Source organism: Enterococcus sp. AZ119 (assembly GCF_050546175.1).
Lineage (GTDB): Bacteria > Bacillota > Bacilli > Lactobacillales > Enterococcaceae > Enterococcus > Enterococcus faecalis.
Genome location: NZ_CP172951.1, coordinates 105,419 through 127,049, shown reverse-complemented (window position 1 = coordinate 127,049; position 21,631 = coordinate 105,419). Strand labels below are relative to the sequence as shown.

The 21,631-nt window shown below is 37.8% G+C and carries 21 protein-coding genes; 7 read left to right on the top strand and 14 right to left on the bottom strand.

Annotation, left to right across the window (positions count from 1 at the left end; all coding sequences use genetic code 11):
• Positions 1-70 precede the first annotated feature (70 nt).
• The 3 genes from IGL37_RS00535 to IGL37_RS00525 all read right to left on the bottom strand — a co-directional run bounded on the left by IGL37_RS00535 (position 71) and on the right by IGL37_RS00525 (position 2,747).
• The gene (locus tag IGL37_RS00535; protein ID WP_016626267.1) at positions 71-721 is read right to left on the bottom strand and encodes a hypothetical protein; all 651 of its coding nucleotides are present in this window, start codon (positions 719-721) and stop codon (positions 71-73) included.
• Positions 722-1,343: 622 nt separating this feature from the next.
• Positions 1,344-1,748: a hypothetical protein gene (locus IGL37_RS00530; RefSeq protein ID WP_016626265.1), complete on the bottom strand. Its 405-nt coding sequence runs from the start codon at positions 1,746-1,748 to the stop codon at positions 1,344-1,346.
• Between the two features lie 456 nt (positions 1,749-2,204).
• On the bottom strand, positions 2,205-2,747 hold the full coding sequence (locus IGL37_RS00525; protein ID WP_025193791.1) for a hypothetical protein: 543 nt from the start codon (positions 2,745-2,747) through the stop codon (positions 2,205-2,207).
• Positions 2,748-2,830: 83 nt separating this feature from the next.
• On the opposite strand from IGL37_RS00525, the gene IGL37_RS00520 reads away from it, so the two are divergent.
• The 3 genes from IGL37_RS00520 (at position 2,831) to IGL37_RS00510 (ending at position 4,620) form a co-directional block, all read left to right on the top strand.
• Entirely contained in the window at positions 2,831-3,316 is a 486-nt protein-coding gene (locus IGL37_RS00520; RefSeq protein ID WP_025193790.1) for a thioredoxin domain-containing protein, read from the top strand.
• A gap of 265 nt (positions 3,317-3,581) precedes the next feature.
• Positions 3,582-3,923, top strand: a complete 342-nt coding sequence (locus tag IGL37_RS00515; RefSeq protein ID WP_016622153.1) for a hypothetical protein — start codon at positions 3,582-3,584, stop codon at positions 3,921-3,923.
• 151 nt (positions 3,924-4,074) lie between these two features.
• Positions 4,075-4,620 (top strand): ATP:cob(I)alamin adenosyltransferase, encoded by a 546-nt coding sequence (locus tag IGL37_RS00510; RefSeq protein WP_002387479.1) that lies wholly within the window; start codon positions 4,075-4,077, stop codon positions 4,618-4,620.
• A 48-nt stretch (positions 4,621-4,668) separates the two neighbouring features.
• Here IGL37_RS00510 and IGL37_RS00505 read toward each other — a convergent pair whose 3' ends face one another.
• Both IGL37_RS00505 and IGL37_RS00500 read right to left on the bottom strand, forming a co-directional pair.
• Complete coding sequence (locus tag IGL37_RS00505) at positions 4,669-5,457, bottom strand: PhzF family phenazine biosynthesis protein (protein ID WP_002410409.1); 789 nt, start codon at positions 5,455-5,457, stop codon at positions 4,669-4,671.
• A gap of 1 nt (position 5,458) precedes the next feature.
• Positions 5,459-6,424: an ornithine cyclodeaminase family protein gene (locus IGL37_RS00500; RefSeq protein WP_002408186.1), complete on the bottom strand. Its 966-nt coding sequence runs from the start codon at positions 6,422-6,424 to the stop codon at positions 5,459-5,461.
• 97 nt (positions 6,425-6,521) lie between these two features.
• Between IGL37_RS00500 and IGL37_RS00495 the strand changes: the two genes are divergently transcribed.
• Together IGL37_RS00495 and IGL37_RS00490 are read left to right on the top strand one after the other, a co-directional pair.
• Positions 6,522-7,934: a PLP-dependent aminotransferase family protein gene (locus IGL37_RS00495; RefSeq protein WP_033918147.1), complete on the top strand. Its 1,413-nt coding sequence runs from the start codon at positions 6,522-6,524 to the stop codon at positions 7,932-7,934.
• Positions 7,931-8,374: a MepB family protein gene (locus IGL37_RS00490; protein WP_033918148.1), complete on the top strand. Its 444-nt coding sequence runs from the start codon at positions 7,931-7,933 to the stop codon at positions 8,372-8,374. The genes IGL37_RS00495 and IGL37_RS00490 overlap by 4 nt, the downstream gene beginning before the upstream one ends.
• A gap of 49 nt (positions 8,375-8,423) precedes the next feature.
• On the opposite strand, the gene IGL37_RS00485 is transcribed toward IGL37_RS00490, so the two are convergent.
• From IGL37_RS00485 to IGL37_RS00475, 3 genes are all read right to left on the bottom strand, one after another.
• On the bottom strand, positions 8,424-9,692 hold the full coding sequence (locus IGL37_RS00485; protein ID WP_033918149.1) for a RidA family protein: 1,269 nt from the start codon (positions 9,690-9,692) through the stop codon (positions 8,424-8,426).
• 428 nt (positions 9,693-10,120) lie between these two features.
• Positions 10,121-12,628 carry an EndoS/ChiA family endoglycosidase gene (locus tag IGL37_RS00480; protein ID WP_033918150.1) on the bottom strand — a complete coding sequence of 836 codons (2,508 nt, stop codon included), beginning with the start codon at positions 12,626-12,628 and terminating at the stop codon, positions 10,121-10,123.
• A 210-nt stretch (positions 12,629-12,838) separates the two neighbouring features.
• On the bottom strand, positions 12,839-13,855 hold the full coding sequence (locus tag IGL37_RS00475) for an NADP-dependent oxidoreductase (RefSeq protein WP_033918151.1): 1,017 nt from the start codon (positions 13,853-13,855) through the stop codon (positions 12,839-12,841).
• Between the two features lie 179 nt (positions 13,856-14,034).
• On the opposite strand from IGL37_RS00475, the gene IGL37_RS00470 reads away from it, so the two are divergent.
• Positions 14,035-14,370, top strand: a complete 336-nt coding sequence (locus IGL37_RS00470) for an ArsR/SmtB family transcription factor (protein WP_002356136.1) — start codon at positions 14,035-14,037, stop codon at positions 14,368-14,370.
• Entirely contained in the window at positions 14,367-15,047 is a 681-nt protein-coding gene (locus tag IGL37_RS00465; protein ID WP_002367611.1) for a type 1 glutamine amidotransferase domain-containing protein, read from the top strand. The genes IGL37_RS00470 and IGL37_RS00465 overlap by 4 nt, the downstream gene beginning before the upstream one ends.
• Positions 15,048-15,137: 90 nt before the next feature.
• Here IGL37_RS00465 and IGL37_RS00460 read toward each other — a convergent pair whose 3' ends face one another.
• From IGL37_RS00460 to IGL37_RS00435, 6 genes are all read right to left on the bottom strand, one after another.
• On the bottom strand, positions 15,138-16,589 hold the full coding sequence (locus IGL37_RS00460; RefSeq protein ID WP_033918152.1) for a YfcC family protein: 1,452 nt from the start codon (positions 16,587-16,589) through the stop codon (positions 15,138-15,140).
• Positions 16,590-16,636: 47 nt separating this feature from the next.
• Positions 16,637-17,329, bottom strand: coding sequence for a Crp/Fnr family transcriptional regulator (locus tag IGL37_RS00455; RefSeq protein WP_002356133.1), 693 nt, complete (start codon positions 17,327-17,329; stop codon positions 16,637-16,639).
• Between the two features lie 24 nt (positions 17,330-17,353).
• A complete protein-coding gene (gene arcC, locus IGL37_RS00450) occupies positions 17,354-18,286 on the bottom strand; it encodes a carbamate kinase (protein WP_002356132.1) in 933 nt (310 codons plus the stop codon).
• Positions 18,287-18,391: 105 nt separating this feature from the next.
• Positions 18,392-19,414, bottom strand: coding sequence for an ornithine carbamoyltransferase (argF, locus tag IGL37_RS00445; RefSeq protein WP_161299076.1), 1,023 nt, complete (start codon positions 19,412-19,414; stop codon positions 18,392-18,394).
• A 26-nt stretch (positions 19,415-19,440) separates the two neighbouring features.
• Positions 19,441-20,667, bottom strand: a complete 1,227-nt coding sequence (gene arcA, locus IGL37_RS00440; RefSeq protein WP_002356129.1) for an arginine deiminase — start codon at positions 20,665-20,667, stop codon at positions 19,441-19,443.
• A 296-nt stretch (positions 20,668-20,963) separates the two neighbouring features.
• Positions 20,964-21,476 carry an arginine repressor gene (locus tag IGL37_RS00435; protein WP_002392583.1) on the bottom strand — a complete coding sequence of 171 codons (513 nt, stop codon included), beginning with the start codon at positions 21,474-21,476 and terminating at the stop codon, positions 20,964-20,966.
• Between the last annotated feature and the right edge of the window lie 155 nt (positions 21,477-21,631).

Below are 21,631 nucleotides of genomic sequence, written 5' to 3'. Positions count from 1 at the left end.
TCAGAAGCACCATTTTCTTCAGAGATTTTATCTAGTACACTGCCTATGTTAAAGACATTTCTAGTCACATTTAAATTATATTGATATTTTTCTTTCCATCTTCTTCTATCATAATTCTATGAGAAGGCGGCCATAGTACCACACTACTATAAAAATATTCCAAGTAAAATTTAGCCCATGCAACTAAGTTAATCCCGTAATCTGAATAAATGTCTTTAATATACTTTTTGGATTTTTGTGATAGTTTATATTGCGAGATTGATAGTCCACAATTTTTATCACATATTTTATAGTAATCTTTAGCAAAAGCTAACAACTCCAATGGGTAATCACTCAGAATCTTGTATTTTCCAGTTATTTTTGTATACAAATCATATGACAATCTTTCCCAATCCTTTATGTCTGAAATCAACAGAAAAAAATCCGTACTATCAAGTATTTTAGTTATTTGCCGGTTCATTTTAACATCATATTTTGTGAAAATATTTAAGAGCCATCTTTGAGTGTCTTCGCTGTATAATTCAATTTCGTATTGGTAATTAACATTTCGCCTTAACTCTTTCGTTTGGCTTTTCTTTGAACTTTGATCTTCTTCCAAAAACTTATAGTAATCAAATATATAGTCTATCAATTTATGGATATTTTCATCTTTATTTTTCCAGTGTGTTTCATCAAAGCCATCATGTTTTTTCCTAAGTTTAATATATTCTTCTATTTTCATATAGAATCACATGCTTGCTTCATATAGTCTTCACAGAGTTCATCACTTACTGGAGAAATACTTTTTTGCCAATAGTACATTACCAATATTTCTAAAATCTTCTTTCTTCCTTTAATATAGGGTAAGGTTGAAATTTGAGAGTAAATATTATCAATATTAAACTTACCCTTTTTTACTATTCAACTACTTTTCTTCCGTATTAATCAAATCTAGACTTCGATCTTAGAGCTACCAAAATAGAAATAGCTCATCAGACACAAAGTACTAACAAGGAGAAATAACAGATTATTGCCAGTCCCCTATTTAAACTTTTCATCAGAACCTTCTTCTGTTATCATATAATTACAATAATTAAAGGAATACTTATGATGAAATCCTCTAAAATAATCAATCCTAAAATGATGTTTCTATTTGGAATTATCGCACTTATAATCGGAACAATTTTATCCCCATCGATACCACTAATATGACATATGAAAAAAAATCGTATACTAAATGAATTTGCTATAAATTTAAAATTAGGCAGACAATTACAATTTTCAGCTTTTCCTTTTTTCATCCTTAGCGCCTTTTTAAAATTAAAAAAGATCCAGAAAAGAACCCACTGAATCTTTTTTAATTATTATCTCGAAATTTCTCTCACGATTTCAATTTTAAACGGTTTTATATACTCAACACGTTGTATCGCATAGGCATAGTTATTTCCAAAACCTACACCAAAATTGTTATCATAGCCATTCTGTTCCCATTTGAAGTCGAAAATATCTGTAATTTTTACTTGTGTCCAATAATTTCCATTCGCTTGTCTTCTATAGGAAACCGTATAGCTCACTCCTCTTAAAGCTGTAAGCAAATGCCCCGATGTAAAAGTATAGCTACTAGAAAACGAACCTGAAGCTCGTCTGTCACTAAATGCTTCAGCTTTTAAACAAGAGTAATAATGAGTCATTAATTCTCCGCCATCTACCATTGTTGCCCATGTATCATTTTTGTATAGTAAGTAGAAGGTATCCAGCCAGGATTCCATGTGACGTTGTCTAAGGATCTTTCAAAGAAGTTAACTGTTCCAAATAATTCTTTAAATCATAAATATCTTGTTTAGCAATCGATTTTACCAGCCGATTGTTTTCCGTCAACAAAAGACTTTCATTCTTTTTGTGGACTCACTACAACTCTCTGTTTACTTATTAAGATAAGCCTACATAAGCGAAAATCATATATAAAAATAATGTGAAAGCTACTTGTATCAAGGCTAACGTGCTAAAAACTACGTTTTCTTTGCGGAAAACGTTTTTTTTCAGAGCAAAGTTGGCCAAAGACACATTAGCGTAAATTGTACATATAGTAATTAACAAGAAAACTATAGGAATCCAAATTGTTTGGACACCTTGAAATACTGTTGCCGTGAATATAATACTCAACATAGAAAAAACTATAAGAAAATGTTTCCCTAATCTTCTCACTTCTTTTAATTCCTCCTTGATTAACAAAGTAACCCACCTAAATAATATGCTGTGGAAATGATTAGTGGAATAAGTAAAGATGCTGGCCCAGTAATACCCAAAAGATATGCTGCAGCTGAATATGAACCACCGTGAATAAGACCAATAGCACCCATGACATTGCTACATGTAATTAATTTCCCTCTTAATCTTGGATTTGAATTAGGGGTTGGTAAAACATCAGAAACATCATCTACTAAATTAGTAATTGTTCCTTCTCCATTTTCTGCAACAATCAAATAATTAAAACGATCAATAGCTTCTTTCAATTCCTCCACAGAAACAGAAGCATTTACTGCTTCCAATTCCAATTGCAGATTATCAATGTCATTAATTCTTAACTGAAACTCTCCATTTTCATCAACATAACGAGATACTCCACTTAATACAATCTCAGCAGTTTGCTTCTCTTTCTGAGTAAGCCCACCATCTTCTTTAGTTTCTGCAAACCCCAATTGTGACAAACCTAACAAACTAGCAGCTACCAAAATAAATACCGAAAAAACTTTTACAACCCTTAACATTGCACTACCTCCTTTAATATGATAAATTAATAATATCATAAAATTATGATTATTAAAACCATTTTATGTGGAGGTGACAAAAATTGAAAAAAGTTATTTTCCCGATGCTTTTGCTTATTAATACAGGATTATCATTAGCAGGTTGTACCAACAGTAATAATGTCACAACTGAGTCTGCTGTTTTTCCTATTAGTTCTGTAGAAGTTTTAAACCCAAAACAAAAAGAAGCTTATAAAAACAATACAATATCATTAAATTTGGTGTCACCTGTTGAGTTTACAGAAAAATTGAAAGAAGTTTCTGATAAAGAAACTATTTTCGTTTATTTTGGACGTGTTACTTGTCCATATTGTAGAAGTTTTGTTGCAGAGCTTAATAAATTATTAAATTCACAAAGTCCTACAATTTTCTATATTGATACAGAAAATACCGAAACTAACCTTGATATACAGAATATTAGAAAACAATATGACGTTGAATTTGTACCTAGTTTTATTAAAATCAAAAATCAGAATATTGATACTTATAATTCTGAAATAGAGAAATTAGAGGATTTTTTTAAAATCTAATTCACCTCTTCTGATAACAGTTAACAGTCTTTTAAAATTGTTCTGGTTTTAATTAAACACAAGTTACTTAAAATCCTACAGAATCAATAGTTGTACATTATATTGAATTCAATTATTTTTGAGCAAGAATAATTCCCCATAGAAATGCCTATATAATAGGTTTTATATTATGTTTATTTTTTATTGGTCACACTTTCCTCCCACCATTCTCCATTTTTCCTTTGCTCCACCGCCCTCAAAGTCCTATAATTTAATCATAAGAATAGTGGCTATTAATAAAATTCATCAATTAAAAGGAAGCGATTTCAACATGTCAAAAGCAACTTTTCTTAAGTATGGTTTTGTTGTCCTCTTCATAGGAATTTTTTTACTTCGTGCCCAAAAATTTATTTCTGAGCCCCTTTCGTACCTTTTTTCGGGTATTCTTTTGCTTATTGTTGCGTATTTAATACTCGTGAAAAAAATGAACTTTTTCTCAAGTTTGCTCACTGTTACCGACCAGCCTTCTTCTACCCAACAACGATTAGGTCAACTTTCTGGTCTTGTCAGTTTATTGATTGGTTTACTTCTGGTAATTCTTAGCTTCATTTTCTTTCTCCAACCTTGATTCCCCCCTTGACTCTCCCTTCACTCTTGGCTATGATTACCTTAGCAAGTACAATGGTGTACTGTGAACAGTCGAGCAACGGCGCTCAAAAAGATTGGCTTTCGTGCATTCTTTTTGAGGGCTTTTTATTTTTAGAAAGTAGGGAAATTGAATGGAAAAAATGTACCGCAGTCCGTATGAAGCGTACCCGTATCTATCTTCTAAACCAGAAGATTTACGATGTGATTTTGAATTAATGACTGATGAATTGGCCTCGATGACAGGTCTTCTACGAGGATATGTGCAACAATTAGACGTCCCTGAACAGCCTGCACTAACAGAAGAACTAGCTAAAATTTGCGAGTTAATCTACCATGTCAATCCAACGACCCGAACAAAATTAACAGTCACAGAGGACGAAATAGCCTGGCTTTTGGAACGTGTCAATGCTATGAATGAACTGACATACGAAGAAAATCGTCCTTTTGTTTTACCGATGGGCACAATCTGTTCCTCTTATGCACACATTTTAAGAGCCAAAGCCAAAGATATTGTTCGTTTACTTTATCGCATGGACTATGGTGGTAAAAAAATTGATCCGCAGCTGTATGATGTAGTCAACTTACTCTCAGGTTACTTTTTCATGTTAGCTTTGTATCTAAATCAGCTCGAAAATGGTGAAGAAGTCCCCTTTGTTTCTCGCAACTATTCTATTTAAAAAGTACACCGACCGCTAACGACGAATTGCTAGCGGTCGGTGTACTTTTTATACAGGCAAGTACGCTTCCCCTTTTGCAAATAGTTTAGCAGTACCACCAATAATGACTCGATTTTCTTTCACTTCACAAGTTAAAAAGCCGCCTCTTGGGGACACTTGATAGGCGGAAAGGGTCGTTTGATTGAGCCGTTTTCCCCAATAAGGAATTAAATTGGCGTGCGCAGAACCACAAACTGGATCTTCGTTAATTCTTAGTTTCGGGAAAAAAGTCCGTGAAACAAAATCCACCGAGTCTCCTGGTGCCGTTACAATGACTCCTACTCCTAAATCCAATGCTTTTAATGCAGAAAAATCTGGTGTGATTTTTGCCACTGTCTCTTCGTCTTTTAAGACAAAAAATAAATCGCGACCCAAATAAGCTTCATAAATTTTCGTGCCTAAAGCGGCTTCATACTCTGGCAAAATTGGAATCCTTTCCGGTAGGATATAAGGAAAATCTAGATAATAGTATTCCTCTTTTTTGGTCACTGCGAGCGGTCCACTTTGACTAGTAAAATGAAGCGTTTCTTCCGCAACGGAATAATAGTTAAATAACACAAAAGCCGTCGCTAATGTAGCATGCCCGCAGAGATCGATTTCTCGTTCCGGCGTAAACCAGCGCAGGGCGTAACTTTGTCCCTCCTTGACCGTAAAAGCAGTCTCTGACAAATTATTTTCAATCGCAATGTTTTGCATCACCGCTTCTGGCAACCACTTTTCCAAAACATAAACAGCGGCGGGATTGCCTTTAAAAACTTCCTCCGCAAAAGCATCGACAATATAATAGGGGTAACTCATTTTATTTCTCTCCTTGTATTTTTTGATAAATGTATTCCGCGCAACACAAATCCTCAACTGCTAAGCCAACCGCATCAAAAATCGTGCGGTCTTTCTGCTCCGCCTTTAGTTTAACTTTGCCAGTGACTAATTCGCCGAGAGAACCTACAATTTTTTCAGCTGAAAAGGCACCTTCTGAAATCGGAATTAAAAGATCCCCGCTTTCTTTTAATGCAGCCGCGTACTCATCTACAAACACTTGACTGTTTTTAACAAGGTCGCTTGTTAATTCTCTGGAAGTCGGCGTGAATGTACCAATTGCATTGATATGGGCATTCGGCAAAACGTCTTTTTCTTCTAAAAATGCGTCCTGACTGGAAGTTAGTGTACAGATAATTTCCGCTTCCTGGACGGCTTCTTGGACAGAAGAACAACCAATAAAGGTACATTCGGGGTAATTGTGCTGTTGCTTAGCGATTAATTTTCGTGCACGTTCTGCTGTGCGGTCATATATAAAAACCTTTTCAATCGCCCGAACGCTTTGTAGCGCTGCGAGATGAGATGAAGCTTGTTGACCTGCACCAATCAAAGCGATACTTTTTGCCTTTGGAGCTGCTAAATAATCGGTTGCCAAAGCAGAAACAGCTGCCGTGCGAAGCCACGTAATCGCATTGGCGTCCATCATCGCGACTGGTCTTCCAGTAGAACTATCAAACAATAAAATTTGACCAAGATGCGAGGCCAAATTTTTTTGTGGATTTTCTGGAAAAGCTGTAATGATTTTTGCCCCAAAAAAGCGATTTTTTCCTAAGTAAGCAGGCATTAATGCAAAAAGATTCTGATTTTCCCCATCTGGTAAAACCTCTACATGGCGCTCACTTTGCGAAATTTTTCCTTTTTGCAACTCTGCAAAGCAACGTTTCATCACTTGAATTGCTTCGGAAAACGACAATTGTTGAATAACCCTCTCATAAGAAATAATGTCCATCTGAATTCCTCCCTTTGCGCTATCATAAACCAGACAAACAATACACTCAATGTTATAATTGTATGGAATACAATTTTATAGAAAGGAAGTTCCCCTCATGCCGATTAATTCCTATGAGAACTATGCGTTGTCATGGCGCCCTGTTAAAGAACGTTTAACAAGACCTTATTACCAATCATTGGTTCAACAATTAGAAGCGGATATCTTATCTGGTGCACTTCAAAAAAATGTGAAATTGCCTTCGCAAAGAGAATTAGCTGATTACTTGGATCTGAATTTCACGACGATTGGTCAAGCCTATAAACACGCTATGGAAAAAGGCTTACTTTATACCAACATCGGTAGCGGCACTTTCGTTTCTCCCAACGCGTTTCACTCAATTACAATCTCTACCAACCAAGTAGCGGACCATCTAATTGATTTAGGGCTGGTTAGTTCCTTTGATATGTGTAATCAGCGGATTTTACCTTTTATTGAATCCGTTAGTAAAAATGCGGCCCTTAACAGTTTGCTAAATTATCGCGATCCTTTAGGTACGCACTTTCAACGAGCAACCGCTGCCGAATGGCTTCAGACACAAGGCGTTCGAACCAATGCCGAAGAGGTTGCCATTGTATCTGGTGTCCAGAATGGGCTGGCCGTGACGTTAGCCGCCGCTTTTTCTCCAGGTCAGCGGATTGCCGTAGATCGATACACGTATTCAAATTTTATTGAACTCGCCCAGCTTTATCATTTAGAAATCGTCCCGATTGGCTATGATTCCGAGGGGATGGACCCAGAGCATTTACTGCAAGAATGCAAAAAGAAAAAAATACACGGTATTTTCTTAATGCCCGCATGTAATAACCCGATTGGTTTCCAAATGTCTAGCGCCCGCCGAATGACTTTAGCTGAAATCATTCAGCAAGAACACTTATGGGTAATTGAAGATGACATTCATTCTTTTTTAACAACTTATGCACAGCAAGCAGTTTTACCAACGTTTCAAGAACTCTTACCTCAACAAACGATTTACTTAGCGGGGATGACAAAGTTTGTCTGTACAGGCTTACGCATTGCGTACCTTGTTTTCCCTCCGCTTCTTCGCCAAGAAATAGAGCGTGCGATTTTTAACATTAACGTTAAAACTTCTGGCTTTGATGCTGAAATTGTCACCCAAGTCTTACGCTCACCAGTTGCAGAAGAATTAGTGATAGAAAAATTGGCTTTAACAAAACAAGCCAATGACTTATTTGATACCATTTTTGGGTTAGCTAGACCTAGCAATCCTTTGCCGTACTACCGAACTATTCCCCTTTCTACCGAAAAAACGGCGCCGCAAATTGAACAAGAATTTCTCCAAAATGGGGTACGTCTTTTTCACTCGAGCCGCTTTACTGTGCAAAATCAGCCAGATGCTTTTTTACGAATTTCCTTGGTCTCCAATCAGCTTGAGGTATTGGCGAAAGGATTAACCATTATCCAAGAACTCTTACCGACATTAAACGAAAAGAAAGGACATTCCCTATGAATTCATTGCCAATACTTGAAAAAGCAGTGGGCGCGATCACCCTGCTTTCCGAAGAAAAACAAAATGCCGAATATGAAGGCTTTTTATGTCAAGTTAATGAATCGCAACAACTTATCCGCAGTCGCTTAGCCAAAAAAACGCCGAAAAAAGAAGGCTATTTTGCAGCCTTCTGGGAAAAAAATCAACAAAATCAGAACGAAGCCTTTGATGCTACGGAAGCCCCTGAAATGTTAGCAATTGTCATTGACGATCAGGAAAAGCAAGGTCTCTTTCTTCTGCCGAAAGAATGTTTAATCCAACAAAAAATTCTCAAAACGCATCAACAAAAAGGCAAAATGGCGTCCCGTTTTTATCCTTCTTGGTGCCAAAATCTTAATCAAACCGCGAAAAAAACACAAAAATGGCAACTAGCTTACTTTACTGATTTATCTAAATACTAAAAACGTCAGCTGGCTTCAGAAGCCAGCTGACGTTTGTTTATTTTACTGTTTAGCCAATTGGTGGCGTACCTTCTGCGTTCCCAGCAATCGCTTCGATTTGAATCTGGGCACCTTTTGGTAAATCCGTCACACCAATCACTCTTCTGGCAGGCGTGCCTTCAGGGAAGTACGTTTGGTAGACGTCATCTACTGCCGCCAGCTCTTCAATCTCTTTCACAAAAATGTTCACTTTCACCAGATCAGCTAAGCTGTGATCCACACTTTCAATAATCGCTTTGATGTTTTCTAAACATTGCGTCGTTTGTTCCTTGATTCCGCCAGCGACTAACGCATTTGTTTTAGGGTCCAATGGTAGCTGAGCTGATAGATGGTTGTAATGAGAAAAAGCAACAGTTTGTGTCGAAAATGGACACTTCGGTGCGTGATCTGTATTATTTGCTTCAATAATTAATCCATGTCGATCTTCAATCGCTTGTGGTGGCGTACCATCCCCATGAGAAACCACCGCTTCTACTTGCACCGCCGCGCCCATTGGTAAATCAGCAACAGCAATCACTGTTCGTGCTGGCATGTAATTGACCGTACGCGCAATTCCTGAATCTGGGAAAAAAGCGGCATATACTTGATTGACAGCTTCTAGCTTAGATAAATCTTTTAAATAAATATTGACCTTCACAATATCATCAAAAGGCACATCAATACTGGTTAAAATGGCTTTTATGTTTTTCAAACATTGTCTTGTTTGCGTTTTAACACAGCCAGCCACAACTCTGCCCGTTTGAGGATCTATAGGCAATTGTGCAGACAGATTGTTATAGTGAGAAAACGCGACCGTTTGACTGGCTAGAGCATCAATTGGTGCCTGAACAGTCTGATTTGTTAATTTAATTAAATCCCCAGCTTGAGGTGCATTAGGGATAGTTCCTTCCCCATTTGAAACAAGTGCCTCCATTTGAACAGAAGCGCCTAACGGCAAATCTGCGACGGCAACCACTGTTTTAGCTGGATAATAATGGGTAAAGAAGGCCGCATAGACCTCCTCAACTGCGGCAGCATCCCGCATATCTTTGACAAAAATGGTCATTCTGACAATGTCACTCATCACATGGTTAATACTTTCAACAACCGCTTGGATATTTTTCAAACATTGTGTCGCTTGGGCCCGAATGTCACCTTCTACCAATTGTCCAGAGGTTGGCTCAATAGGTAACTGTGCCGACAAATGATTATAGTGGGAAAATGCGACTGTTTGGGCTGCGAGAGGATGCTTTGGTGCACGCTCTGTATTTCTTGCTAAGACGATATTTTCATTACTCATAACTCTACTCCCTTTTTTAGCATTCCAACAAAAATGATTCCGCTTACATTTCCAAGCATTAAACTTCCAACAAGATCCTTTTTATTTTCCTGCTTTTCTATTAATGGTGATAGCTTTCCACCACCACTTCTTTCAGTCTACAATAAGAACAGGAACATTTCAATAAGGCATTCCTAAATTGATTGTTGGCCCTCAAACAAATCTTCTTCCGTTAAAGAAGGCTGAGGTCGGGAAAGAACCGTTTAGCTCCGAGAAATAAGAAGAAATTTCCGAAAATTGCTCTTTAATTTTTGGAGAATTTCGGCTTATTTCCGAAGGAGTTGGTTCTGTTCCCGCCGTTTATCAGGTTTTGATCCTGGGACAAAAATCCAAAGTGATTTTTGTCCCAGGATCAGTCTTTATAGATAACTCGTTAGCTTTAACTAGTTTTATTTAACCACCATATACTCACGATAATTTTCCGAGAACGTATCCATTAGCGTATAAATTCGTTCAAAATCATAGTCACGACGAGGGTCATCATACCAAACACATTGAATACTTCCAATAATTGGAAGATTCGGGCTACCTGCTGGCACATCTGTAAATGCTTTTTTCGACATATTTGCTAAAGCATCATCATATTGATAAATGCCAGAATCAACATTGCCAGCGACCCAATACCACGCATCATTGGTATTAAAAATTTTGTGTCCTTTTTGAACAAAGTACTCAGGTTTGGCTACGTCATATCCGCTCCAACCGGCTGTCCAATAAGAAATAATAATCTCTGGGTCAAATGTACCGAAAGAATCGTCGCTGTTGTAATAAATGCCATCATTAAAGCTCATTGGCTGCATGCCCGCATCTTTAATTATTTTAGCTAAATCATTCGCATAAGCGACAAAATCCTTGTAGCGCCCAGAAGATTGCAGTTTCGCCCAACCGCCTGTGTCGACATCATTTGCATACTCATCGCCACCAAAATTGAAAATTTCACTATGCGCGGAAAAATAAGCCACGTACTTACTGATAATCGCCTTTGTGAAATTCACTGCCTTTTGGTTTCCTAAATCTACTGTTCGTTTTGAGCCATCAAAAGCAGGATTTTTAATCGCTAGTTTTTCCATGGCCACTAACAAGGCATCCATATGTCCTGGACTGTTAATCACGGGAATGATGTTGATGTTGCGCGCTTTCGCAAAAGCCAACAACCGATCCATTTCTTTTTGTGTTAACGCGTTGCCATTAGGATCATTGTAATACGCGTTGTTGCCTCGTTGGATTGCTTTTGAAACCCGGTTGTGGTTGTATTTTTTACCATTCACATTGACCGACATATCATCCAAGATAAACCGTAAGCCATCATTTCCTAAAATTAATTGGACATCTGTGTACCCATTTTGACTGGCTTTGGCCACTAATTCTTCCAGTTGCTCCACGGAAAAATATTTTCTTCCCGCATCAATGGAAAAGACACTTTTTAAAGGTTGTGTTTGTTTCTCTTTTAAATTATCCAAAGCTGTTTGGACCTCCGTTTGCCAAGTAGTCACTTGCGCGGCTGTATACGTTTTTCCCGCAAGTTCTGTTGCGACTGTCTCTTTTGTTGTTTGTAGTGCTTGAATCGTTTCTGGTGTATAGCTTTCTGCCTTTTCAATGGCTGCAACTGCTTGATCCAACGCACGATATAAAGTGGTTAAGTCAATGGCTAACAGGCCGTTTTCTAATTCAGCATCATAGGTATTTGAAAGCCCTTGGCCATAATCGCCACCTAAAATAGCTTTATTCACATCATAAAGCGTTGTTGCTTGTGTCACTGCTTCTGCGGCTTTATTTTGTGCTTCAAGGTCTGTGTTGGCGTAGCTAATTCGTTTTAAATAGTGTTGCGCAGCCGCTTTCATCTCTGCAAGAGAAACGCCTTTACTCTCTGCAATGGCCGTTTTTGTCCAAAGTAAATTAGAAGGTTTTATCTGATTTAAATCGTCTTCATTATAGGTGCGACCATCGCGATCTAAGGCATAGAGGAACATGCCCCCTAAATTATTTTCATAAGAATAACGAGCTACTTTATACATGTTACTTTCCATATACGGCTCTTTTGTGTCATACCAGCGGTTGCGATCTTGCTCTTCTGGGAAAGTTAATCCTGGAACAAATCGTTCCCCATTGAGAACCGGACTTAAATTATTTAATGCTCGTTGCGTGCGTTGGTCATCGCTACCATACTGTTGATACGCGAGAAAATCGAAACAGTCACTGACATCTTGTAAAGGTGGTAAATATTCTGCATTGGTATCATACAAAAATGGACGATCCGTTCCCGACTTCGGTCCAATGTATTTTGATAATGCACGAATGACACCATTAGATAGAACAATATCTTTTTCACTTGGACGAGTTTCCATGTCAATATCTAACCCATCAATTCCTAAATCATCGACAAATTTGGTTAACAACTCTTTCGCATAAGCATCAAATTCTGCTTCTGTAGGCGTTGTTCCTGCGTAAGGAACTTTTAATAGCTCGCTGTAATCAATCCCACGAACTAAACGAACACCTCGTGCATGCAGTGCTGGCGCATACTCATTTTTTAACGTATCATAAAATGGCTGTGCAAGTGCTTCTTGTCCTTTTGGCACATAACTAAAGACATTCACAATGTCAATACCATAAGGAATATCGTGCATCGTTAGCCAATTTTCATCTGGCAATGTTGTATTAACTCCTTGCATCGTTTTGTCACGCCAAGCCCGATAATAAACCATAAAATGTTTCTCTTGGGTCGGCTCATTGGCTTGGCTGATCATTGGTTGATGAAACAGACTAAATAAGATAAACGCCAAGCCAACCAATAACGAAAGACCCATCCAACTGACAATTGTTTCTCTGTTTTCTCCTTTTCTTGTCGATAAATTGTTCCCCACTTTGAACACCATTCCTTTCTGCACTCCGTTCATTTTTGTGTATCCGCCTAAAAAGAAAACGCATACACAACCATCAATAGAATAACAAAAAATAACGAATTTGCAAAATAGAAACTGGAAAAATGAGGATTTTCTATAAAAATCTTTTCCCGCCTAAAATCACTTTCGTTAGGCGGCGTTTAAATGGTAAACTTTGAGACTTGCAAGAAAAATGGGCCTATTTTTCTTGCAAGTTTCCTTTACTTAGTCGTGATTAACATCGGCGATTTTCACAACAATTTTCCCTTGCGCTCGTCCTGTCAGTGAATAGTCCACCGCTTCTTGAATTTGGCTAAAAGGTATGACTCGGTCAATTATCGGCTGTAATTTTCCCTGTTCAATGAACTCAGTGAGTAAAGCTAATTGCTCGCCATCGGGACGCATAAACAAAAAATGATAACTAACATCTGTGTCTTGCTCCAATCGATGAATCTTGCGGGTAGCTATTTTAAAGGCCCATTGTTTCCAAAGCGGCAAGCCATACTCTTTAGCAAAACGTTCGTTGGGAATGCCTGACAATGTAACAACTTTTCCCTGAGGTTTAACCACTGAGAAAGCTTTTTCTAAGATTGTCCCCCCCATTGTATCAAACACATAATCATAGTCGGATAAAACTTCTTCAAAATTTTGTGTCCGATAGTCAATCACTTCATCTGCTCCCAACGCTTGAACCCATTCTTTATTTTTACTACTCGTTGTGGTGACAACGTAAGCGCCTGCTAGTTTTGCTAATTGAATCGCAATGGTTCCAATCCCTCCTGAACCTGCTTGAATCAGGACTTTCTGGCCTGGCTGTACATTCATAATATCATGTAGCGCTTGATAACTTGTCAAACCGACTAACGGAATGGCCGCAGCTTCTTCAAACGTTAAATTTTTCGGCTTCATAGCTACAGCCGCTTGATCCACTGCAATATATTCAGCAAAAGTTCCCACGCGATTTTTGGGTACTCGCCCGTAAACTGCATCGCCCAGCCTAAAATTTTGAACTTTTTTTCCAACAGAGACAACAATCCCAGCAAAATCACTGCCTAAAATCAGTGGCATTTGATAATTTAAAAGCATCTTTACTTTGCCATCTTTTGTTTTTAAATCAATCGGGTTGATACTGGCAGCGATAATTTTGACCAAAACATCGTTGTCATGAATGGTGGGTAAGGGCACCTCCTCGATTGCTAATTCTTTTTGTCCGTATTTATGAATTAAAGCGGCTTTCATCATTGAATCTTTCCTCTCTTTCTATCCCTTTTATTGGTTTAAAAGTTTAAACCTTTAATCAATTAGTATCTTAACGAAAAATGGGATCCACGTCAAGTTTCAGCCCTCAGCGTATTTTATTGACAAAAAACACGAAAAATGGTTTAATCGTTTAAAAATACGAACCAAAGAGGCGAAAGAATATGAAAGAATTAGAAGAAATTCAAACAGAATTTACTGCGCTTAGTGATTTTTTAATCGCATTGGGTGATGAAAAACGCCAAGCAATTATTATTGCACTGTTAGAAGACCAGGCCTGTGTTGGCCGTCGTGTCACTGAGTTAACAGAGGCGACACAACTCTCACGTCCCGCTGTTTCTCACCACTTAAAAATTTTGAAACAAGCCAAATTAATTGATTGTCGCAGTGAAGGAACTAAAAATTATTACTCACTTTCTCACGATACCACCAAAATTGAGCAACTCCAACAACTATTGACCCACATTACGTCGATTATGCCAGGGAGGAAGCAAGCATGAAAAAAATTCTCGTGGTCCTCACAAACGTCTCCCGTTATCACGGCACCGAAGAACCAACGGGCCTCTGGCTAGGTGAAGCCACGGAGTTCGTGGAAGAAGTAACCAAAGCAGGATTTTCAGTTGACTATGTTAGTCCCCAAGGAGGCTATGTCCCTTTGGATCCCCGGAGTATGAAATATGTAGATTCATCCATTATGGCGGTTTATGAAAGTGCCGATTTTCAAGAACGAGCGCTAGCGCATTCCCTCTCTCTTGAAGAAATTGATCCAGATGAATACGCAGCGATTTACTTTACAGGAGGCCATGGCGTTATGTGGGACTTTCCTGATAATCCTCAGTTGCAAGCAATCACTCGTAGCCTTTACGAACAGGGCAAGTACCTAACTTCTGTTTGTCACGGAATTGCTGGTCTTTTAAATGTCAAAGATGCGTCAGGAAATTATTTGATTGCAGATAAAACCATTACTGGCTTCACTACTGCAGAAGAAATTTTAGCCATGAAAAAAGCAGTTGTTCCTTTCTTAAACGAAACAATTGCCAAAGAACATGGTGCTACTTTTGCGAAAAAGCGTCCCTATAAAGAATTTGCGTATCAAGATGGCCGTATAATCACTGGGCAAAATCCTTTTTCTGTCCGCGCTGTCGCAAGATTGTTAATTCAACAACTATCAAAATGAAACAACAGCGACTACTTTTAGGTAGTCGCTGTTGTTTCATTGCTTCTTCTTTTTTCCGAAAGCCGAAGCCCTAACATAAAAAATTTTTGATTAGCTAAAGAGTAACATCGCGCCAATTAAGATAATTAGGTTAATTAAGCCTAAGACAATCATTGGTTTGGCCATGAATTTTGTCCAAGTGGCATATTGAACTTTGGAAATTTCCAAACCACCCATTACGACACCAGATGTTGGCGTGATCAAATTAATCAAGCCACAACCTGAAGCAAAAATCATAACCATCACTTCTGGACTTAAACCAATGTTTTTAGCTAACGCACCCATTACAGGAATAGAAACGTACGCTAAACCAGAAGTTGAAGGAATTAGGAAAGATAAACCTAAGTATAAAACAAAGGCACCGATGACAAATAAGACTGGGGAGAGTCCTTGTAATAAGCCTGCCGCTTTATCAAGGATAAATGAATCTAAATACGTTTTAGACATCAAAACAGATGCCCCGCGAGCAACTACGATAATTAAAACAACGGATAACATATCTTTGGCACCGTCGATAAATGCTTCAATGGTTTCTTTTTCAGTAAAGCGACCAATCAAGGCAGCAATGATCCCTAAAAGGAAGAACCACATCGCTAAGTCGCCAAAGTACCAGTCACCGAAATTGTTGCCTGTTAAAACAGACGTCCAGCCTTTGAAAATCGTCACTCCAAAGTCGTTCCATGGAATTAAGGAAACAATCATAATGACAAAACAGAAAGCGAATACCATTAAGATTTTTTTATGACGATTCGTAAATGGCATTTCTTTCGACGCTGCTTGTCCATACGTTTTTTCCATATCCTCTTGTTCTTGTAAAGATAAAATTGTTGAACCTTTGTCCGCCTTCACTTTTTTCGCATAACGCATCACAATGAAAATAGAATAGCTAGTAGAGGCCGCCCACAAAATAGCACCGACAATTAAAATAATTCCTGTATTCGGCTGAATGCCAATACCTCGCAACGCATCCATCGCTACCCCTGTGGAGAAAGGGTTAACCGTTGAACCGATAACACCTGATCCTGCACCCAATAGTACAGTACCCACTGCGACAAACGTATCAAAACCAGCGGCGACCATGGTGGCACTCAATAAACCATAAAAAGGAATTGTTTCTTCTGCCATTCCATAAGTCGAACCACCAATAGAAAATAAAATCATTAAAATCGGAATGATTTTCAATTCGTTCCCTTTTAACTTTTTAACGACTGATTGAATCCCTGCTTCAAGAGCCCCAGTTTGTGTCACAATATTTAAAAAGCCACCGAGTACTAAAATAAAAATATTAATTTCAATGGCATCTTTAAACCCATTGAATGGAGCCATGATAATATCCGATAATTTGGCCCCTACCACGTGGTCAACCATTTTGCCATCAATTTCTCTTGGGGTAAATGGCTGGCCATTTAGCAAGACCGTTACGATACCTAAAACAATTAAAATAATAAATAAAATACTAAAAGACGAAAGCTGTTTTTTGTTTTTCTTCTTTTTTTCTGCCATATCCTTTTATACAGGAACCTACTTTCCTGTATCTCCCTTCTCTATGATTAATTACTCAATCGATCAATAAAGAATGGCGTATCTAGAAAAGTTAAGAATTTATGACTGTAGCTAATACGGTTCATTTGGACTAATTTTTTCATAACACTGCTTGCTGTTTCCCGCGTAGTTCCACTCATCCGTGCAATGTCATTAATGGTAATTGGACAAGTAATTGCAACGCGTTCCCTGTTGTCAATTCGTTCTCCTAAATCATTTAATAACATCGCCAGTGATGTCACAATCCGTTCACATGCATCATTGGTTGTTCCTTTTTGGATTTTGATCATGCTTTCTTTTAAAAGGACCGATTGTTCTTGAATCCAATGAATCAATTGCTGGGGATTATTTTGGAGAAAACGCTCAAACAGTTTAACTGGCACAAACACAACCTCAATATCCGTATAGGCAATCGCGGAGTCGTAATGAACCTCATCTTGAAACAGTCCGATTCTCGGAAAAAGAGCCTGCTTTTTCATAAAATGCAGATAGGAAAAATTACCACTGCGATCATTTTTTTCAATTTTAATGACACCTGAAACCAATAAAATTAAATGATTTCTCGGATCACCTGGATAAAAAAGGACTTGGCCTTTTTTATAGGAGCGAACGAAACTCTCGTTGCGCAATTCTGTTAGTTCTGATTCAGAAAAGTATTGAAAATCTTGATTATTTTTAGTGATTATTTTCTCTATCATCATCTTAATTCTCCTAAATACTATACTTTATTTTGTCACAACCGTTCCTACGATTTCATCGCCGCTCATACTTCCTAAGTTTTCCAAAGAAGTGATAATTGCTTGTTTATTGGGTTGGCTTTCTACAAACTGAATGGCGGCTTCAATTTTCGGTAACATACTACCTGGTGCAAAATGACCCGCTTGTTTGTATTCTTCCAACTCTGCTACAGTGACATTGGTTAATTGTTTTTCATCTGGTTTGCCATAATTAATACACACATAATCCACGCCAGTTAAAATAACTAGTGCATCCGCATCCACTAATTCTGCCAGTTTTTCAGAAGCAAAATCTTTATCGATTACTGCTTCGACACCTTTTAATTCTTGTCCTACGACAGGGATGCCACCACCACCACATGAAATGGTAATTATATCATTTTTTATTAAGGTATTAATAGTCTCAGCCTCGTGGATGTCAATTGGCTTAGGACTTGGAACGACTTTGCGCCAGCCACGTCCTGCATCTTCTTTAAAAATAGCACCTGCTTGCATTGCTTCTTTGGCTTCAGCTTCTGTTAAAAATGGACCGATCGGTTTTGTTGGATTTTTGAATGCCTCATCTGCTGGATCTACGACCACCTGTGTTAAAACAGTAGCCACTTGTTTCTTGATTCCTGCTTTGTTTAATTCTTGATTAAGCGCATTGGACAACCAGTAGCCGATACTTCCTTGTGTCATAGCAACACACGTATCTAGCGGCATCGCTGGATTTTTTTCAGAATCAGCTGCTTGTTGTTGCAATAATAGATTACCGACTTGTGGACCATTGCCATGTGAAACAATCAACCGATGCCCTTGTTTAATTAAATGAACTAAATAGGCAGATGTTTGAACTAATGCTTGCTGTTGTGCGTGTGCGCTAGCATCATTTGAAAGGATGGCATTTCCGCCTAGTGCAACGACCATTTTTTTCCCCATTACAAATCCTTCTTTCCTATCATAATAAAGAATAGGCCGCCCTTCAAAAGAATCTCTTAAAGGGCGAAACAACTATTCTTTTTTCAATGTTTTTTCAGTTGCTTCCTACACACGAGGAATGAATAAGTTGCCTAAAGTAGCTGCCATGATCGCTTTAATAGAATGCATTCTGTTTTCTGCTTCTTCAAATTGACGACCATATTTACTGCGGAAGACTTCATCCGTAATTTCCATTTCAGTAATGCCAAATTTTTCAGCAACCATTTCACCGTATTGTGTTTTCGTATCATGAAAGGCTGGCAAACAGTGTAATACGATTAAATCGCCATCCATGTTTTCGGTTTTTTCTAACATAGCCATATTAATTTGATAAGGTTTCAACAGATTGACACGTTCTTCAAATTTATCTTCTTCACCCATGGACACCCAAACGTCTGTATATAACACGTTGGCTCCTTTAACACCTTTAGCAACGTCGTCTGTAATCATTAATTCTGCACCAGATTCTTTCGCAAATTCTTTTGCATAATTAACGACTTCATCAGAAGGGAACAATTCTTTTGGTGCACAAATGCGAACATTTACGCCTAAAATAGCACCTGTCACTAACAAGCTGTTTGCCATGTTGTTACGGCCATCGCCGACATATACTAAAGTGATTCCTTCTAAACGACCAAAGTTTTCTTTCACTGTCATAAAGTCCGCAATCATTTGTGTTGGATGCCATTGATCCGTTAAACCATTCCAAACAGGAACACCAGAATATTTCGCTAAATCTTCCACTACTTCTTGACTAAACCCACGGAACTCAATCCCGTCAAACATACTACCTAAAACAATCGCTGTATCTTCAACAGATTCTTTTTTACCTAATTGAATATCGTTGGCGCCTAAATACTCAGGATGTGCCCCTAAATCAATCGCTGCTGTCGTGAATGCAGAGCGTGTCCGTGTCGAAGTTTTTTCAAATAAAAGAGCGATATTTTTTCCTTCTAAATAGTGATGTGGAATCCCTTTTTTCTTCAATTCTTTTAAGTGAATACTGAAGTCTACCAAATACTCTAATTCTGCTCTTGAAAAATCTTTTTCTGCTAATAAACTACGTCCTTGAAATACTGAATTCATGATGATTCCTCCTATTTTTGGGTGTTTTTTTAAAGATCTTCACGGTAAAGTGGCATACTCATACAACGAGGGCCACCACGGCCACGTACTAGTTCACTTCCTGGAATGTAATTCAATTTCACGCCTGCTTCTTCTAGCGCTTTATTCGTAATCGTATTCCGATCGTAAACAACAACTTCCCCAGGGGCAATTGCTAATGTATTTGAACCGTCGTTCCATTGTTCACGGGCTGCTGCTGTTAAATTTCCAGCACCGCAACGGATTAATTGAACATTGTCTAAATGCAAGTATTTGCATAAAATGTTATCTAATGTATCTTTTTCTTTTGTAATTTGGATGTCTCCATCTGCTTTTTCAGTGATTGAGTAAACAACCAAACCACCTTCGATTTCTGGATGAATCGTAAATTTATCATAGTCAATCATGGTAAAAACGGTATCTAAATGCATGAATTTACGATGTTCACCGATATCAAAAGCCAAGATATTTTTGAACCCTAATTTTTGTTCAAAAATATTTCTCGCAATTTTTTCAATTGACGCGGCATCCGTTCTTTGAGAAATCCCAATGGCCACTACTTCTTTTGAAAGAATTAATTCATCGCCACCTTCAATTCTGGTTGATTCTGAACGATCATAGACTCTAGGAACCTCTTTTCCAGCAAAACGAGGATGATAATCAAAAATGTATTGCCCAAAAATGGTTTCCCGTTGTCGAGTTACTGAATACATATGATTTAAAGAAATCCCGTGCCCCATTGTCGCAAAGTTATCACGCGTGAAGTATAAGTTAGGCATTGGATCAATAATGAATGGATAATCCGCTTCAACCATATCTGTTAAAAATTCTTGCTCATATTTAGGTAATTCTTGTTTTTGAATGCCAGCAATCGCTTTTTGAATCAGTTCTTCGTTGTCGTCAATTTCTAACATTAACTCTCTAACTTTTTCTTTTGCTGATTCACTGCGAATATTGGCTTCTTCTAAGAATTGGTCAATAAATTGTCGGCGGACCTCTTCATTAATCAACGCTTCAGCAGCTAAGTCCTCTAAATAGACCACTTCGATATCTTTTGATCGTAACAACTCTGCAAATGCATCATGTTCTGCTTGTGCTTTTTCTAAAAACGGAATATCATCAAACAACAGTCTCTCCAGATAATCTGGCATTAAATTTTCTAATTCCTTACCTGGACGATGTAACATCACTGTTTTCAATTTCCCGATTTCAGAAAATACATTAATTGGATGACTCATGTGAAATAACCTCCTCAACTTAATTACAAACACAGAATAACAGACCTGATTAACCTAGGACGTGAGCCATTTGCCAAACAAAATACCAAATATACAACGGTATTCTTTCTTATGCATATTTCCAGCCTAAAAGAATGCGCTTTCATAGATATTCTAAAAAAATAATGCATAATTAAATAAAAAAAAATGCATTTATTCAAAAAAAATTATTTCTCCACACACTTCATAAAGTTATAATCTTATAGAGGTAAAAGGAAGGGAGCCAGAAGTCAAAACGACTTCTGGCTCCCTTCCTTTTATGCGTTACTTTTTGACAAAGGTGTTGGCTGAATAAATTGTTGAAAATACTGCTCTAGTTCTTGTGCTTTTTCCTCGGATGATGAAACAATAATAACAGTGTCGAAGCCAGCGACAGAACATTTCTTTTCACACAAAGACACTTCATCAAGTACAGCTGAAAACAATGTTGCGTTGTCTGGTAATGTATGAACCAATAGTAAAAAGGCGACACGTTCAACTTTGGTCACTACCTCACGAATTGCTTGTATCAACTGTTCTTTTTTTCGTTCTTCTAAAGAAGTGAATTGTTCAAAAATCGTTAACCGCATCTCGCCAGACTCATCTAATGCTTTGACGACTTTTAATTCCCATAAATCCCGTGAAATCGTTGCTTGTGCGACATTTATCTCGCGCTTTTTTAATTCTCTTAACAACTCATTTTGACTATGAATTACGGTTGTTTGAATGATTTCTTTAATCAAACTTTGGCGTGTTTGCTTATTCACAAATAACACCCTTCCTCCAGACATTTACAAAGCAATACTAGCAGAATCTCTCTAATTAGAATAGAAAAAGGGTCGTTTAGCCAAAAGATTCTCATTGATTTTGTCGGATATTTCGCATTTAAAAAAGTGAGACTTGCACAATTTAGTAAAACGTTGTACAGTGATTTTAGGGAATTACT

Excerpts from the sequence above, each read along its gene's own strand:
- IGL37_RS00505 (WP_002410409.1), bottom strand. The coding sequence starts at position 5,457 with ATGAGTTACCCCTATTATATTGTCGATGCTTTTGCGGAGGAAGTTTTT.
- IGL37_RS00485 (WP_033918149.1), bottom strand. The coding sequence starts at position 9,692 with ATGAGTAATGAAAATATCGTCTTAGCAAGAAATACAGAGCGTGCACCA.
- IGL37_RS00490 (WP_033918148.1), top strand. The coding sequence starts at position 7,931 with ATGAATTCATTGCCAATACTTGAAAAAGCAGTGGGCGCGATCACCCTG.
- IGL37_RS00455 (WP_002356133.1), bottom strand. The coding sequence starts at position 17,329 with ATGATGATAGAGAAAATAATCACTAAAAATAATCAAGATTTTCAATAC.
- IGL37_RS00510 (WP_002387479.1), top strand. The coding sequence starts at position 4,075 with ATGGAAAAAATGTACCGCAGTCCGTATGAAGCGTACCCGTATCTATCT.
- IGL37_RS00435 (WP_002392583.1), bottom strand. The coding sequence starts at position 21,476 with ATGTCTGGAGGAAGGGTGTTATTTGTGAATAAGCAAACACGCCAAAGT.
- IGL37_RS00475 (WP_033918151.1), bottom strand. The coding sequence starts at position 13,855 with ATGATGAAAGCCGCTTTAATTCATAAATACGGACAAAAAGAATTAGCA.
- IGL37_RS00465 (WP_002367611.1), top strand. The coding sequence starts at position 14,367 with ATGAAAAAAATTCTCGTGGTCCTCACAAACGTCTCCCGTTATCACGGC.
- IGL37_RS00480 (WP_033918150.1), bottom strand. The coding sequence starts at position 12,628 with ATGAACGGAGTGCAGAAAGGAATGGTGTTCAAAGTGGGGAACAATTTA.
- IGL37_RS00525 (WP_025193791.1), bottom strand. The coding sequence starts at position 2,747 with ATGTTAAGGGTTGTAAAAGTTTTTTCGGTATTTATTTTGGTAGCTGCT.
- IGL37_RS00530 (WP_016626265.1), bottom strand. The coding sequence starts at position 1,748 with ATGGAATCCTGGCTGGATACCTTCTACTTACTATACAAAAATGATACA.
- IGL37_RS00500 (WP_002408186.1), bottom strand. The coding sequence starts at position 6,424 with ATGGACATTATTTCTTATGAGAGGGTTATTCAACAATTGTCGTTTTCC.
- arcC (WP_002356132.1), bottom strand. The coding sequence starts at position 18,286 with ATGGGGAAAAAAATGGTCGTTGCACTAGGCGGAAATGCCATCCTTTCA.
- IGL37_RS00470 (WP_002356136.1), top strand. The coding sequence starts at position 14,035 with ATGAAAGAATTAGAAGAAATTCAAACAGAATTTACTGCGCTTAGTGAT.
- IGL37_RS00460 (WP_033918152.1), bottom strand. The coding sequence starts at position 16,589 with ATGGCAGAAAAAAAGAAGAAAAACAAAAAACAGCTTTCGTCTTTTAGT.
- IGL37_RS00495 (WP_033918147.1), top strand. The coding sequence starts at position 6,522 with ATGCCGATTAATTCCTATGAGAACTATGCGTTGTCATGGCGCCCTGTT.
- IGL37_RS00535 (WP_016626267.1), bottom strand. The coding sequence starts at position 721 with ATGAAAATAGAAGAATATATTAAACTTAGGAAAAAACATGATGGCTTT.
- arcA (WP_002356129.1), bottom strand. The coding sequence starts at position 20,667 with ATGAGTCATCCAATTAATGTATTTTCTGAAATCGGGAAATTGAAAACA.